This window comes from Chitinophaga costaii, from assembly GCF_900094705.1.
Classification (GTDB): domain Bacteria; phylum Bacteroidota; class Bacteroidia; order Chitinophagales; family Chitinophagaceae; genus Chitinophaga; species Chitinophaga costaii.
Genome location: NZ_FMAR01000003.1, coordinates 89,213 through 102,259, shown reverse-complemented (window position 1 = coordinate 102,259; position 13,047 = coordinate 89,213). Strand labels below are relative to the sequence as shown.

At 48.6% G+C, this 13,047-nt stretch carries 11 protein-coding genes; 6 read left to right on the top strand and 5 right to left on the bottom strand.

Annotation, left to right across the window (positions count from 1 at the left end; genetic code table 11):
* Positions 1 to 117: 117 nt before the first annotated feature.
* From pheT to rny, 4 genes are all read left to right on the top strand, one after another.
* Complete coding sequence (gene pheT, locus GA0116948_RS05610) at positions 118 to 2,550, top strand: phenylalanine--tRNA ligase subunit beta (protein ID WP_089709959.1); 2,433 nt, start codon at positions 118 to 120, stop codon at positions 2,548 to 2,550.
* Complete coding sequence (locus GA0116948_RS05605; RefSeq protein WP_089709957.1) at positions 2,550 to 2,867, top strand: hypothetical protein; 318 nt, start codon at positions 2,550 to 2,552, stop codon at positions 2,865 to 2,867. The genes pheT and GA0116948_RS05605 overlap by 1 nt, the downstream gene beginning before the upstream one ends.
* A gap of 125 nt (positions 2,868 to 2,992) precedes the next feature.
* Positions 2,993 to 3,283 carry a cell division protein ZapA gene (locus tag GA0116948_RS05600; RefSeq protein ID WP_089710500.1) on the top strand — a complete coding sequence of 97 codons (291 nt, stop codon included), beginning with the start codon at positions 2,993 to 2,995 and terminating at the stop codon, positions 3,281 to 3,283.
* A 262-nt stretch (positions 3,284 to 3,545) separates the two neighbouring features.
* Positions 3,546 to 5,111: a ribonuclease Y gene (gene rny, locus GA0116948_RS05595; protein ID WP_089709956.1), complete on the top strand. Its 1,566-nt coding sequence runs from the start codon at positions 3,546 to 3,548 to the stop codon at positions 5,109 to 5,111.
* A gap of 169 nt (positions 5,112 to 5,280) precedes the next feature.
* Here the strand turns inward: rny and scpB are convergent, their stop codons facing one another.
* Both scpB and atpG read right to left on the bottom strand, forming a co-directional pair.
* Complete coding sequence (gene scpB, locus GA0116948_RS05590; RefSeq protein WP_089709954.1) at positions 5,281 to 6,345, bottom strand: SMC-Scp complex subunit ScpB; 1,065 nt, start codon at positions 6,343 to 6,345, stop codon at positions 5,281 to 5,283.
* Positions 6,346 to 6,538: 193 nt separating this feature from the next.
* Positions 6,539 to 7,438: an ATP synthase F1 subunit gamma gene (atpG, locus tag GA0116948_RS05585; protein ID WP_089709952.1), complete on the bottom strand. Its 900-nt coding sequence runs from the start codon at positions 7,436 to 7,438 to the stop codon at positions 6,539 to 6,541.
* 166 nt (positions 7,439 to 7,604) lie between these two features.
* On the opposite strand from atpG, the gene GA0116948_RS05580 reads away from it, so the two are divergent.
* Positions 7,605 to 8,339, top strand: coding sequence for a 3-keto-disaccharide hydrolase (locus tag GA0116948_RS05580; protein WP_089709950.1), 735 nt, complete (start codon positions 7,605 to 7,607; stop codon positions 8,337 to 8,339).
* Between the two features lie 342 nt (positions 8,340 to 8,681).
* Positions 8,682 to 9,056, top strand: coding sequence for an MmcQ/YjbR family DNA-binding protein (locus GA0116948_RS05575; protein ID WP_089709947.1), 375 nt, complete (start codon positions 8,682 to 8,684; stop codon positions 9,054 to 9,056).
* Between the two features lie 135 nt (positions 9,057 to 9,191).
* Here GA0116948_RS05575 and GA0116948_RS05570 read toward each other — a convergent pair whose 3' ends face one another.
* The 3 genes from GA0116948_RS05570 to eboE form a co-directional block, all read right to left on the bottom strand.
* Positions 9,192 to 9,983, bottom strand: coding sequence for a sulfite exporter TauE/SafE family protein (locus GA0116948_RS05570; RefSeq protein ID WP_240619137.1), 792 nt, complete (start codon positions 9,981 to 9,983; stop codon positions 9,192 to 9,194).
* A gap of 318 nt (positions 9,984 to 10,301) precedes the next feature.
* Entirely contained in the window at positions 10,302 to 11,669 is a 1,368-nt protein-coding gene (locus tag GA0116948_RS05565; RefSeq protein ID WP_089709945.1) for an alkaline phosphatase family protein, read from the bottom strand.
* A gap of 103 nt (positions 11,670 to 11,772) precedes the next feature.
* A complete protein-coding gene (gene eboE, locus GA0116948_RS05560) occupies positions 11,773 to 13,020 on the bottom strand; it encodes a metabolite traffic protein EboE (protein WP_089709943.1) in 1,248 nt (415 codons plus the stop codon).
* Positions 13,021 to 13,047 lie beyond the last annotated feature (27 nt).

Below are 13,047 nucleotides of genomic sequence, written 5' to 3'. Positions count from 1 at the left end.
ATGGCGATTTGGCAGTCACTTATTTTCACGTACCGCCATCGCTATGTCACTGTGCCTAAAAGAGCGGGGAATGGCAAAATCGTTTAACTTTACCCGGTATTTTATTGATTTAGCAAAATGACGATCTCGTATAACTGGTTATGTGACTATTTGCCGGTACGGCCAACACCGGAAGAACTATCTGTAATACTAACCCGTATCGGGCTGGAGGTGGAAAGCCTGGAAAAAATTGAAACCGTGAAAGGCAGCCTGGAAGGACTGGTGATCGGCGAAGTGCTGACAACGGCCCAGCACCCCAATGCTGATAAGTTAAAACTTACCACGGTAAACATTGGCGGCCCTGCACCTTTACAAATTGTATGCGGTGCGCCCAATGTAGCTCCAGGGCAAAAAGTGGTAGTAGCCACTATTGGCACCACCATTTATCCCATTGAAGGCGAACCTATGACCATGAAAAAGGCCAAGATACGTGGGGAAGAAAGCCAGGGCATGCTGTGTGCAGAAGACGAGATCGGACTGGGGGCCGGCCATGCAGGCATCCTTGTTTTAGCACCCTCACTCATACCTGGCACCCCCGCCCGCGAGGTGTTTAATATTTCCGAAGATTATGTGTATGAAATAGGGCTTACCCCCAACCGTATGGATGCCATGAGCCACCTGGGCGTGGCCCGCGATGTGTGCGCCTACCTGAATAATGAAAATAACAACCAGGCCTACAGCGCTAAGATACCTGCCATCCCGGCACTACCAAAAGCTGCCATCAGCTTGCCCATTAGCGTAAGCATAGTGAATACGGTGGCCAACCCGCGTTATGCTGGCCTTTCTATTACCGGCGTAAAAACCGGCCCATCTCCCGATTGGCTAAAAAACCGGCTGCAAGCTATTGGCGTTAGGCCCATCAGCAACATCGTAGACATTACTAATTTTGTATTGCACGAAACCGGCCAGCCCTTGCATGCTTTCGATGCTACCGCTATTAAAGGAGGCCGCATCGTGGTGAAAAACTTACCACAAGGAACCCCCTTTATAACACTGGACGATAAAGAACGCAAACTAGACGCTGCCGACCTGATGATCACTAACGGCGAAGGCGAACCTATGGCTATTGCAGGCGTATTTGGAGGTGCCCATTCCGGCGTGCAAGCCACTACCACCAGCATATTCCTGGAAAGCGCCTGTTTTGCACCGGCCAGTATACGCCCCACTTCTTTCCGGCATGGCCTGCGTACCGACGCAGCTACCCGTTTTGAAAAAGGCGTAGACATATCCCAGGTGCCTTATGCGCTGCAACGCGCAGCAGCCCTGATTTGCGAACTAGCCGGCGGACAAATAGCCTCCGACATGGTGGATATTTACCCTGCCCCCAAACCAAAGACGCAAGTAACCGTTACCTACGCCTATATTCACCGCCTCAGCGGCAAGGCTTACCCGGTTACCAAAATCCATAACATACTGGTGAGCCTGGGCTTCGACATACTGGCCCAGACCGCCGAAAGCCTTACGGTGGCGGTACCCTACAGCAAGCCCGATATTAGCCTTCCAGCCGATATTGTGGAAGAAGTTATGCGCATTGACGGGCTAGATAATATAGAAATACCAGCCTTTATCAGTATTGCTCCTTCCCTGAGCGCGCAGCCGGATAAGGAGCGCATCAAGGAAAAAATTGCGGAATATCTGGCGGCCAGTGGGTTTCATGAGATCTTTACAAATTCTATTACCAATAGTAAATATTACCCGGAAGAACTGCAAAACTCGCTGGTGCGCATGCTGAACAGCCTGAGCGCCGACCTGGATGTAATGCGCCCCTCCATGCTTGAAACCGGCCTGGAAAGCGTAGCTCACAACCTGAACCGTAAAAATGAGGACCTGCTCTTTTTTGAATTTGGCAAGACCTACGGCCTGGCCAACAACGGTTACACTGAGCATGATCATCTAAGCCTGTACCTGAGCGGCCACAAAACACAGGAACACTGGCAGCACAAACCAGAACTGGTGGATTTTTATTTCCTGAAAGGTTTCGTGATCAATATATTTACCCAGCTAGGCATTAAAGGTCTGGAATGGGAAGAAGCACCACAAGATAGTTTGGCCCAGGCCTATACGTTGAAAGTGCGAAAGAACCCCCTGGCCGTGTTGGGTGCAGTAACTGCGTCTAAACTGAAACGTTTTGATATTAAACAAGCCGTATGGTTTGCCGATATCGACTGGCAACTCGTGCTGCAACTGGTGGGACAGCATACAGACAAATACTTCACGGAAATCCCGAAATTTCCCGCCGTACGCCGCGACCTGGCGCTGGTGCTGGACAAGCAGGTAAAATTTGCCGCCGTGGCTCAGGCCGCCGCCAGCATTAAATCGCCGCTGTTGCAGCAAATGAATCTGTTCGATGTTTTTGAAAGTGAAAAGCTGGGTACCAACAAAAAGTCGTACGCAGTAAGCTTCACCTTCCAGGACGTGCAGAAAACCCTTACCGATAAGGAAATAGACAATGTGATGGATAAACTGGTAAAAACATTTACCGCTCAATTACAAGCGGAGATCCGCAAATAATGGCACTGGAACAACACATACAACGGATAGAGGAAAAATTGCACCTGCTGCTGCGTAAACTACAGCAGGTACAGGGCGAGAACACCCAGCTCCGCATGGAAATGCTGGAGCAGCAGCAGGCCATAGACCAGCAGCAGCAAATCATTGCCGGACTGGAAGAGCGCTTGCAACTAATGAAACTCGCCAGTGCCCAGCAGGGCATAGGTAACAATAATGAACATGCCGCGGAGAATGAGGCCTTCCGCCGCGACATCCGCAACAAGATCAATGAATACATCAGGGAGATAGATCGCTGCATGGCACTATTGAACGGGTAATCATGGTGAATATCGCACACTCATTTTAAATCTTTTCCCGGAGGCGCGGAACAGCATGGTAATACAACAACCAGGACCATGCTGCCAACCCAATAAATACCAGTATTTATTATTAAATGATACAAATGGACGAATTAATTCCTATCAATATCGTAGTGGCAGACCGTAGCTACCGCATCAAAATGCGGCCAGAGGAAGAAGAGGCCGTGCGCCGTATTATGAAGGAAGTCAATGAAAAAATCATTGAATTTAAGACAGCCTATGCCGGCAAAGATATCCAGGACTATATTGCGATGGCCCTGATCATGTATGCTACCCACCCCGTAACGAGCGGAGGCATAGCCCAAGGTAACGCGGCACCTTTCCTGGCAGAAAAATTGCAACACCTGGAAGACTTACTCAACGCAAATCTATAGCAGCCGGGGCCATGCGGAAACCCATTGTTATAATCCGCTCTCCGTTAAGCATTTACCCTAAAAATTTACCCAAATTACGGTGCGCCCCTGCGGCATTACCCTGCTAAAACAAGGCAGCTTTGCAACTTAATTAATTCATTATCACCCTTCGTACGTGGTTTGCTGCTATTTTTTTGTATTTTCGCCCGTCTATATCCCGTCCATACCGTTTACCACAACTTCGGAGGCCGGGATTGCACTATAAATCGTTAAAAAAATCGTAATGGATGCTAATTTGATAACCGCGATAGCGGCCGTGGTAGCACTGGGGATAGGGATTTTGCTGGGGAAAGTGATCTTCGCCAAGAACACACAACAGAAAATAGCCGACGCCGAGGCACAGGCCCAAAAATTACTTGCCGACGCCCAATTGCAGGCAGAAAGTATCAAGAAAGACCGTATGCTGGAGGCCAAAGAAAAATTCCTGCAACTGAAGTCTGAGCATGAAAAAGAAGTGTTGCAGCGCAACCAAAAAGTAATTGAAGCGGAAAGCCGCATAAAACAAAAAGAACAAGGATTAACGACCAAAACCGAGCAACTCGATAAAAAAATTGCAGAAAACGAAACCATCAAGGACAACCTTAACCGCCAAATAGAGGTGGTAAACATTAAACGTTCCGAGCTGGAAAAACACCAGGAAGAACATATTCGCCGCCTGGAGAAAGTGGCAGGCCTTACCGCCGAAGAAGCCAAACACCAATTGGTAGAAACCCTGAAAGAAGAGGCCCGTTCACAGGCCCTCTCCCATATTCAGGAAATTATTGAGGATGCCAAGCTGAAAGCCAACAAAGAAGCCAAGAAAATTATTATTCAATCCATACAGCGTACGGCTGCAGAGCAAACCATTGAGAACGCCATTACGGTGTTTAACCTGGAGAGCGACGAAATCAAGGGCCAGATCATTGGCCGCGAAGGTCGTAACATCCGCGCCATTGAAGCCGCTACCGGTGTAGACCTGATTGTAGATGATACCCCGGAAGCCATCGTATTGTCTTCCTTTGACCCGCTGCGCCGTGAAATTGCCCGCTTGTCGCTGCAACGCCTGGTGCAAGATGGCCGTATCCACCCAGCTCGCATTGAGGAAGTAGTGGAAAAAACTAAAAAACAACTGGAAGAACAGGTGATGGAGATCGGTGAACGCACCGTGATAGAACTGGGCATCCACGGGTTGCACAAAGAACTGGTGCGCCTGGTAGGGAAAATGCGTTTCCGCTCTTCCTATGGTCAGAACTTACTTATGCACTCCAAGGAAACGGCCAACCTGTGTGGTATTATGGCGGCAGAATTGGGCCTGAACCCTAAATTGGCCAAACGCGCCGGCCTGCTGCACGATATTGGTAAGGTACCCGATGAAGAAACAGAACTGAGCCATGCCTTGCTGGGTGCAAAGCTGGCGGAGAAATACGGCGAACATGCTGCCGTGGTTAACGCCATCGGTGCCCACCACGATGAAATGGAAATGGCTTATGTAATCTCCCCCATTATACAGGCCTGCGACGCCATTAGCGGCGCCCGTCCCGGCGCCCGCCGCGAGATTATGCAAAGCTACCTCCAGCGTATTAAAGACCTGGAAAACCTGGCCGTAGCCTACGACGGAGTAGAAAAAGCCTACGCCATCCAGGCCGGACGCGAGCTACGCGTAATTGTAGAAAGCGATAAGGTAACCGACAACGATGCCGACCGCCTGAGCTTCGAGATTGCCACCAAGATCCAAACCGAGATGCAGTATCCCGGCCAGATCAAAGTAACGGTGATCCGCGAAAAGAGAGCCGTGAATATTGCCCGATAATAAGCTTGCATTTATATTAAAAACGCCCTACCGGATTATCCAGTAGGGCGTTTTTGTTGAAGTACTTCTTCCTCTTGCCAAACAGCCACGCAGGTTATTGCATGGCTATTTGCATGATCAGCTATCTTTTAGCAACTTATTGATCAGCTGCTTCACCTGAAGAGCGACCTTATTTATTTTCATCGTCTTCGTCTGCATCTGCATCCTCTTCATCTTCAAAATCCTTTTCAGTTATATCATCCTCCGCAATATCATCCGCATCGTTTTCGTCATCTTCATCCTCTCCATTGCTTTCGTTTTCATTTTCTTCTACTGCCTGCTCCGCTTTATCTGCATCCTCATCATATTCTCCTTCATCCTCATCTCCACTGCTTGCCGCAGTGGCGGGAACTTGCGAAACGATATTACCTGCCAGGTCCTGCGGCGTATCGGTGCTGCCATCTTCCGCTGTATCTTCATCCAATGCAGGCATTGCTGCTTCATGAAGGCCTTCTAGGTTTTTTTCTTCCAGCAGGCTATTGTCTATTTCCAGTTTGGCCTGGTGTTCTTCCAGATGGCCTTCAGGGATGGCGGGGATTTCTTCCAGCAATTCACCAGTCTCCGACACGGCCAGGAAACCTGCTGCCGCTTCTTCCAGGGCTGCGCGTTCCTCTTCGTTGTTAATAAGGGTAGGCTGTAAAATTTCTTCGTCGAAAACTTCGCGCAGCTTGGGCAGGTCTTTGGGTGAGTTAATACCAAAATAATCCATGAAAGCCTTGGAGGTAGTGTATAACAGTGGTTTGCCGGGCAGGTCTTCGCTGCGGCCGGCAATGGAAATCAGTTCTTTTTCCAGCAGTTTTTGCAGGGAGTAATCAGAGCTTACCCCCCGGATATACTCTATCTCGCCCTTAGACACGGGCTGGCGGTAGGCAATGATGGCCAATGTTTCTAATGCTGCGGTAGACAACCGTTTCAGGAATTTTTCCCCGTTCAGTTGGGCCACCGTTTGGTAGTATTCTTTTTTGGTGAGGAATTGGAAACCACCTCCGCTTTCCCGTACTTCAAATGCATAAAATTCGGAATGGTATTTCTCCACGATGGCTTCTAGTGCAGCTTCTACCGCTTCGGGCGTGGCGCGGTCTTCCAGGAAGGCAATGGCATTGTTCAGCAGCTCCAGGATTTCCGTGGCGGGCAAAGGGCGATCTGCCGCAAATATCAGGGCCTCTATATGGGGAATGATCTTAGAAATTTCCATTGAAAATTTTGTTAGCTGCTATGTGTTTAACGTGCGAGGCATATATGCCGCAAAAGCTTAAGCGGTGCGGCAAACGATACCTTGACGGTTACACAAAAATTAAAAAGTCAAAGGCCGAAAATACGGTCTTTGACTTTTTAAAAGAAATCGAAATATTTTGCTGTTGATTACTTGTGCATAACCTGAACAGGGCTTATCCTACCAAGGCTGCCGCACCGCTCACGATTTCGGTCAGTTCCGTCGTAATGGCGGCCTGGCGGGCGCGGTTGTAAGAAAGTTTCAGGCTGCGGAGCAGTTCGTTAGCATTTTCAGTGGCCTTGTCCATCGCCGTCATCCGGGCGCCATGCTCAGAGGCAATGGCATCCAACATAGCTTTAAAGAACTGCGTGTTCAGGATCATAGGCATGAGCTCTGCTACAAGGGTTTCTTTGGCAGGTTCAAAAATGTAGTCAGCTTTGATGGCTTTTTTATTGGTTACGGGTGCTTCGCTTTTCACTTTGGTAATGGGAAGGAACGGCTCGGCCATAAATAGCTGGGTAGCTGCGTTTTTGAAGTGACTGTATACAATCTCTACCGCGTCATATTCTCCATGGATGAAACCATTGAGTGCCACAGCAGCCGCCTGTTTTACGTGTTCAAAATTAAACTGGGAGAAAAGGTGCCAGTAAGTATCCACCATTTTATACCCGCCATTTTTTTGGAAGTATTCGTAGCCTTTTTTTCCGATAGGCATTACGGTTACCTGTCCTTTGGCAAACTGTTCAGGGTATTTTTCCCGGATAGTGGTACGGGCCAATTTGATAAGATTGGAATTATAAGCACCACAGGCTCCGCGATCGGAGGTGATTAACACAATCAGCACCTTTTCCACCGGGCGATTGGCGGCCAGGGCCAGATCGATATCACCTTCACTATTGCTCACAATGTTTTGCAACATATCCTGCAATTTAAGTGCGTAAGGACGCATCTGGAGGATGGCATCCTGGGCGCGGCGCAGCTTGGCCACACTCACCATTTTCATGGCTTTGGTGATTTGCTGGGTAGAGGTTACTGATTTTATACGGTTACGAACTTCTTTCAGTTGTCCGGACATAATATGAGGCCCTTTTATTTAGGCCGCAAAAGTACTAAAAAACGGCAATTAATTCTGTTTTAATCCCAATTTATTCTCCCAGGAACGGTTTACGGGTAATTTCCCTGTATTTTTCACAAATCCCCCTTATTTTTAGTGACTGATCCATGCAAACAATCCACGAATTATGAAAAAACAGGTATTTCTTGCGGCCCTCCTCTCCTTTTACACCACGGCCGCCGTATTTGCACAAAACCTATTGACCGCCCAGGAAAAGAAAGATGGTTTTAAATTGCTGTGGGATGGCAAAACCAGCAACGGCTGGCGCCGGGCTTTTTCCAAAGATTTTCCGGCCCAGGGCTGGGAAATGAAAAACGGGATCCTTACCGTACTCCCCTCCAATGGTGGCGAAGAAGGCGGCGGCGGCGATATCCTTACCACAGACGCCTACAGCGCATTTGAACTGCGGTTTGAATTTAAGCTCACAGAAGGCGCCAATAGCGGGGTAAAATATTTCGTGACCGAAGCCGAAAATACGGGAGGCAAATCGGCCATTGGGCTGGAATATCAAATACTGGACGACGCCCACCACCCCGACGCCAAGCTGGGCCGCAATGGCGACCGTACACTTAGTTCGCTGTACGATCTCATTCCCCGTAAAAATATTGCTGCCGCATTTAAACCCATTGGCGCATGGAATGAAGGCCGCATTATTGTGCGCCCGGATAACCACGTAGAGCATTGGCTCAACGGTTATAAAATGGTGGAATACGAACGCAGCTCCGAAGCTTACCGCCAATTGGTGGCCATCAGCAAATACAACCACTGGAAAGCCTTTGGCGAAGCCAAAGAAGGCCATATATTGTTGCAAGACCATGGCAACCAGGTGTCTTTCCGCAACATACGCATCAAAACCCTGTGATCATTTTAAACAATCCCCGACAAGCGGCGGTAGGCAGTAAACAGCATTCTTTACCTGGCATGGTAAAGCAATAGCGGTAGTACTGCCTGGCAGCCGCTTTTTTACACACAAACTTCACGGCGAAACAATATGTTAAATCTTTGTATAACAGATCCGCACCGCGATAGGAAATATCCCAATGTACTTTGTAAGCTTACCTGAAACCCTTTACCACAAAGGTTATCAGTCAAATTAAGTCCATTATTCCTGATATCATAGTGTAGTGTTAAGATTTGGGAGGAGCCTGCACGGGCAATTGTTATTATTCAGTATCTTTATAGAACACCTTTTAAAACCCGCAGCATGTTTGATCTTATCAAAGAATACTGCCTCTCCCTGCCGGCAGTTGCTGTAAAAGAAAAGCGGAATGGAGGGCTTTATTTTTCCGTGAACGACAGGTTATTTTGCATACTTTACCAACATTTGCCTAATCAGGTGGCATTTCGTTGCAAGCCCGAGGTATATCATTTCCTGATTAGCCGCCCGGCTATCGTTCCGGCTCCACAGTTGGCGCGTTATCATTGGGTGCAGTTGGAAAGGGCCGATGTGTTCCCTTTTAGCGATCTGGCCGCAAATATTCATGCAGCTTACGAAATGGAAGCCAAAGCTGGTTCTCCACAGGTAAATGTGTTGCCGGTAGTACCCCATGCATCTTCCACTTACTATCCTACGCGTTAAGGTTTATTTTATCTTTTAGACGACCGTTCCGTCCCAACTTAATTTTGAAGAACTCACCTTCCGGATACTCCCACCACTATTTTCCTGTATTTGACTCAAATTTATACGCTCCTTTACCAAGGTAGCGATGATGACTTATTTCATTAACGTATACACCATGTCGTACATGCCGAAACCAATCAGGCTAAAGGCAAATAATTTTTCGAGCAGGGATGTTTGCATGCGGATGGCGGTGCGGGCACCCAGCCAGGAAAAAGGCAATGCGGTGACTGCCAGTAACAAGGCGATTCCCCAATCTATATGACCAAGAAACCAATGGGTGAGGGTACCGGGAATGGATAGGAATGCAGATAATAATACAGAACAAGCGAGGGCCCGCTTGATGGGCATGTGGAGTTTTTTAATAAAGAAGGTGCTGAAGAGAATGCCTCCCGCATTGGCTAGCAGGCCGGATAAAAGCCCTATTACAAAAGCAGCGGCAATGATATAACCATTCGCTGCGGTAGCCTGCTTGCCGGCGGTATTACTGGTGGTGCAGTTTTTATTTTTTTTCAGGAAAGTGATGGCCAATGACACGCCCAGGCCAATGATGAAGAGGGCGGTAAGCACCATTAATGTTTTCCCTTTCAAGTAATGACTACCCCATGCGCCGATGATAGTGGCAGGAATGCCAAATAAGGCACAGAGCAGGATTACCCTTTTATCGAACAAATGTTCTTTTCTGTACACTGCGGAAGCAGACAGGGTGCTGGTGATGGCTGCAGGAAGCGGGGACGCCAGTGCATAAAATGGATTTATACCCGCGAATATTTGTAAGGCGGGCGTACTCACAGCGCTGCCGCCTTTGCCCAGTAAACCTGACAAATATCCTACTACTACGCCGATCAGTATAACGACCAGGTAGTTGTTCTGTTGTAATAGTTCCATTATGGTTGGCGGCCCCCTCGTGCCGGAATTACAGGTTGGAAGCAAACGGGTGTACACAAAAGCCGGGCTTCTGTGTTACGTACTTCTCTCAAAAACAGGTTGGTATCACCAGCCGCCGCGCTACGCGGTGCTGCAACAAATGTACATTTAATCAGCGCTGAGAAGGGATAACAAAATGTAATGAGGCATAACCCCTGGTTATACCGAATGAAGTTACCCCGGTGTATTATTATCTATTATCACGACAGCCAGCCCCCATGGCAGCGCCATTCGTATTTCACTCCCTGAGGTGCCTAAGGCTTTTTGTTTGCCAAGGTATTATTCCCTTACCAAATGCTGCCAGATCAGGTCGTATACCTGGGTAGCAGGAATAGCGGTTGCCTGTGGTTTTCCGGTAATTAATATTGGCTGCCAGGCAGGGTCTTCGGTGAGTCGGCCGTGCGAACCTTTGATGAGGGTGGCATCGAGCGGGATTACATTCATGAGGTAGCGGAAACCCAGTTTTTTCTTTATTAGTTTCCCTACAACCTTCAGCTTCACGAAGGGATCTGCAGGGTTCAGGAACATTTCTACCGGATCATAACCGGGTTTGCGGTGAATATCTACGATGCGGGCAAAGTCGGGCGCTTTTGCATCATCTTGCCAGTAGTAATAGGAGAACCAACTATCTTTGTCGGCCACGGCAATGAGATCGCCGGCGCGGTCGTGATAGAGATGGTGCTGCTGCTTGCCTGCTCTATCCAGCACCTGTGCTATGCCGGGGGTAGTTTCCAGCATTGTTCTTACTTTTCTATAATACGAAGGGTGGTTCAAGTAAATGTGCGCCACCTGGTGATCGGCCACGGCAAAGGCTTTAGAAGCTCCTGCATCCAGCAATTCCGTACCGCGCTCCACCCGCAGGGAAAGCAGGCCGGCATCGCGCAGCAAGCGGTTCAGGTGAATGGGATGATGTACTGGCGTAATACCATACTCTGATAGCACAATGATTTCTGCGCCTTTATTTTCGTAGTAAGTAATAAGTTGCTCACACACTTTATCTACGGCCTGCAACTCAGGTCCTACACGGCTCATATCGTGTCCAAACTTTTGCAGGCAGTAATCGAGATGGGGCAGGTAAATGAGGGTAAGGGTGGGGTCGTGCCACTGATCGGTAAGAATAGAGGCGTCGGCAATCCATTGAGTAGATTTAATATTGGCCCCTGGGCCCCAGAACTGGAATAAGGGAAAGGTACCCAGTTGTTCCTGCAAACGGTCGCGCAGATCGGCAGGATGCGAATAACAGTCGGGCATTTTACGTCCGTCTGAAAGATACTGTGGTCGCGGAGTTACGGAAAAATCCACGTCTGCATACATATTGTACCACCAGAACATTTTCGACACCGTAAAAGAGGGATCTGCACGGCGGGCGCGGTGCCAAATCTTTTCTGCCTCCACCAGTTTGTTGGATTGTTTCCAGAATTTTATTTCACTATCTGATCTATCATACCAGCCATTGCCTACAATGCCATGCTCTCCGGGCCATTGGCCTGTAAGGTAGGTGCTTTGTACAGCAGTGGTTACTGCGGGCAGCATGGGTTGTATCTGGGATACTTGCCGCCTGCGCGCATATTTTTCAAGGAAAGGAGTATATGTACCGATCAGGCCAGCAGATAATCCGACCACGTCAATGACAACCGTTTTTTTCATAGCAATGCAAAAGTTGACGCCCACAAAAATGTTTCCGTGGCGAATGGCTCGCTTTCCTCCTCATTCACGATACAAAACTAGGCTGCATATGGCACAATTCCAACTACCCTACAGCGCTTTCCTGATCAACACTATGGTCTCTCCGGGCAGTTTCGAAGGTATCTTTCACCCATTGTAATTCCCGGATGATGCCTTCGGTCATGTCTATACGAAGTTCGTCGGGCAATACATCCCATGTATAGGTTTCTACTTCCAAGTGATGCGTAAACGGCACCAGGGCTTGCAGTTGCAGCATGTTTACGATATCGGGCTGGGTAGATTCCAGCAGGCCGTATCTTTCCAGGAAAACTGGCACATGAAAATGGGCTCTCCATTCGGTTACCCAGGGATTATCAGCATCTTTCACAGCCTGGGGCATGTCTGGATAATGCACCAGTGTTTCTCCTTTTTTGGCAACAACCTGATGCAGGTAAATAGGTTCATCAAACTGATGGAACGCGGCTACCATGGCATTGCGCTGTGGTCCCGGTTCCGGCAAAGGTGCGCGCAGGGCGGCACTGATTTGCAATTTGCCCACCTTCAGTTGGTGGGTCTTTAACAGCGATAATACACCATTCGGCGGCTCATACACAATCGCGAAGTGGCAGATGTCGTAACAAAGTTGCACGTGGTCTTTGATCCATTTCTCCGCAGTATATTCATCGACACCAAATTTTTCCATAAGTAGGGAAATGCCCACTGGCACCAGGTTTTGCTCGTACCAATCAATATAGCCTGCAATGTCTTCCAACAGCCCGTCTGGCTCGGGTTCAATATCCAGGTGCAGCACCGGGCCCCCATTTTGCCGGACACTGGCCAATTGCAGCACCACTTGCATAATATTCATGGTGGCCGAGGCCATCACATCGTTCCACTGATTTGCAGGGTACCAATGTTTGTAAGAGAGGGGCGAAGTGGAGATACCACCTTCCATACCTTCGGGCAGCAAATCGGCCAGAATAAGAAACAGGCGCAGGGTATACTCCACCCTATCTACCTGCGACCAATCAGGTGCATGCACCTGATCTTTCACGGACGCCTCATGAAAATCGCCATAGGGGAAACCGTTCATGGTAAAAACATAACAGTTTTCCTGCTTCAGCCATGCCTTAAACTTTTGCAGGTTCTCCCCTTCCAGCAATTCAAGGCTGGCTTGGTTGGAAAGGCGCAGGCCTATGCCAAAAGGTGCCTGGGGCGACAATGCTATTTTTATGGCGGGAATATGTTTTTGCAACTGTTGAAAATGCACTTCCCAGCTTTCTCCACGATGGATATTGGAACAATACGTTAAATGACCATAGGATGTATGCATATTTAATTCCTTTCCGATGTGCTGTTA

Excerpts from the sequence above, each read along its gene's own strand:
- pheT (WP_089709959.1), top strand. The coding sequence starts at position 118 with ATGACGATCTCGTATAACTGGTTATGTGACTATTTGCCGGTACGGCCA.
- GA0116948_RS05605 (WP_089709957.1), top strand. The coding sequence starts at position 2,550 with ATGGCACTGGAACAACACATACAACGGATAGAGGAAAAATTGCACCTG.
- GA0116948_RS05600 (WP_089710500.1), top strand. The coding sequence starts at position 2,993 with ATGGACGAATTAATTCCTATCAATATCGTAGTGGCAGACCGTAGCTAC.
- rny (WP_089709956.1), top strand. The coding sequence starts at position 3,546 with ATGGATGCTAATTTGATAACCGCGATAGCGGCCGTGGTAGCACTGGGG.
- scpB (WP_089709954.1), bottom strand. The coding sequence starts at position 6,345 with ATGGAAATTTCTAAGATCATTCCCCATATAGAGGCCCTGATATTTGCG.
- atpG (WP_089709952.1), bottom strand. The coding sequence starts at position 7,438 with ATGTCCGGACAACTGAAAGAAGTTCGTAACCGTATAAAATCAGTAACC.
- GA0116948_RS05580 (WP_089709950.1), top strand. The coding sequence starts at position 7,605 with ATGAAAAAACAGGTATTTCTTGCGGCCCTCCTCTCCTTTTACACCACG.
- GA0116948_RS05575 (WP_089709947.1), top strand. The coding sequence starts at position 8,682 with ATGTTTGATCTTATCAAAGAATACTGCCTCTCCCTGCCGGCAGTTGCT.
- GA0116948_RS05570 (WP_240619137.1), bottom strand. The coding sequence starts at position 9,983 with ATGGAACTATTACAACAGAACAACTACCTGGTCGTTATACTGATCGGC.
- GA0116948_RS05565 (WP_089709945.1), bottom strand. The coding sequence starts at position 11,669 with ATGAAAAAAACGGTTGTCATTGACGTGGTCGGATTATCTGCTGGCCTG.
- eboE (WP_089709943.1), bottom strand. The coding sequence starts at position 13,020 with ATGCATACATCCTATGGTCATTTAACGTATTGTTCCAATATCCATCGT.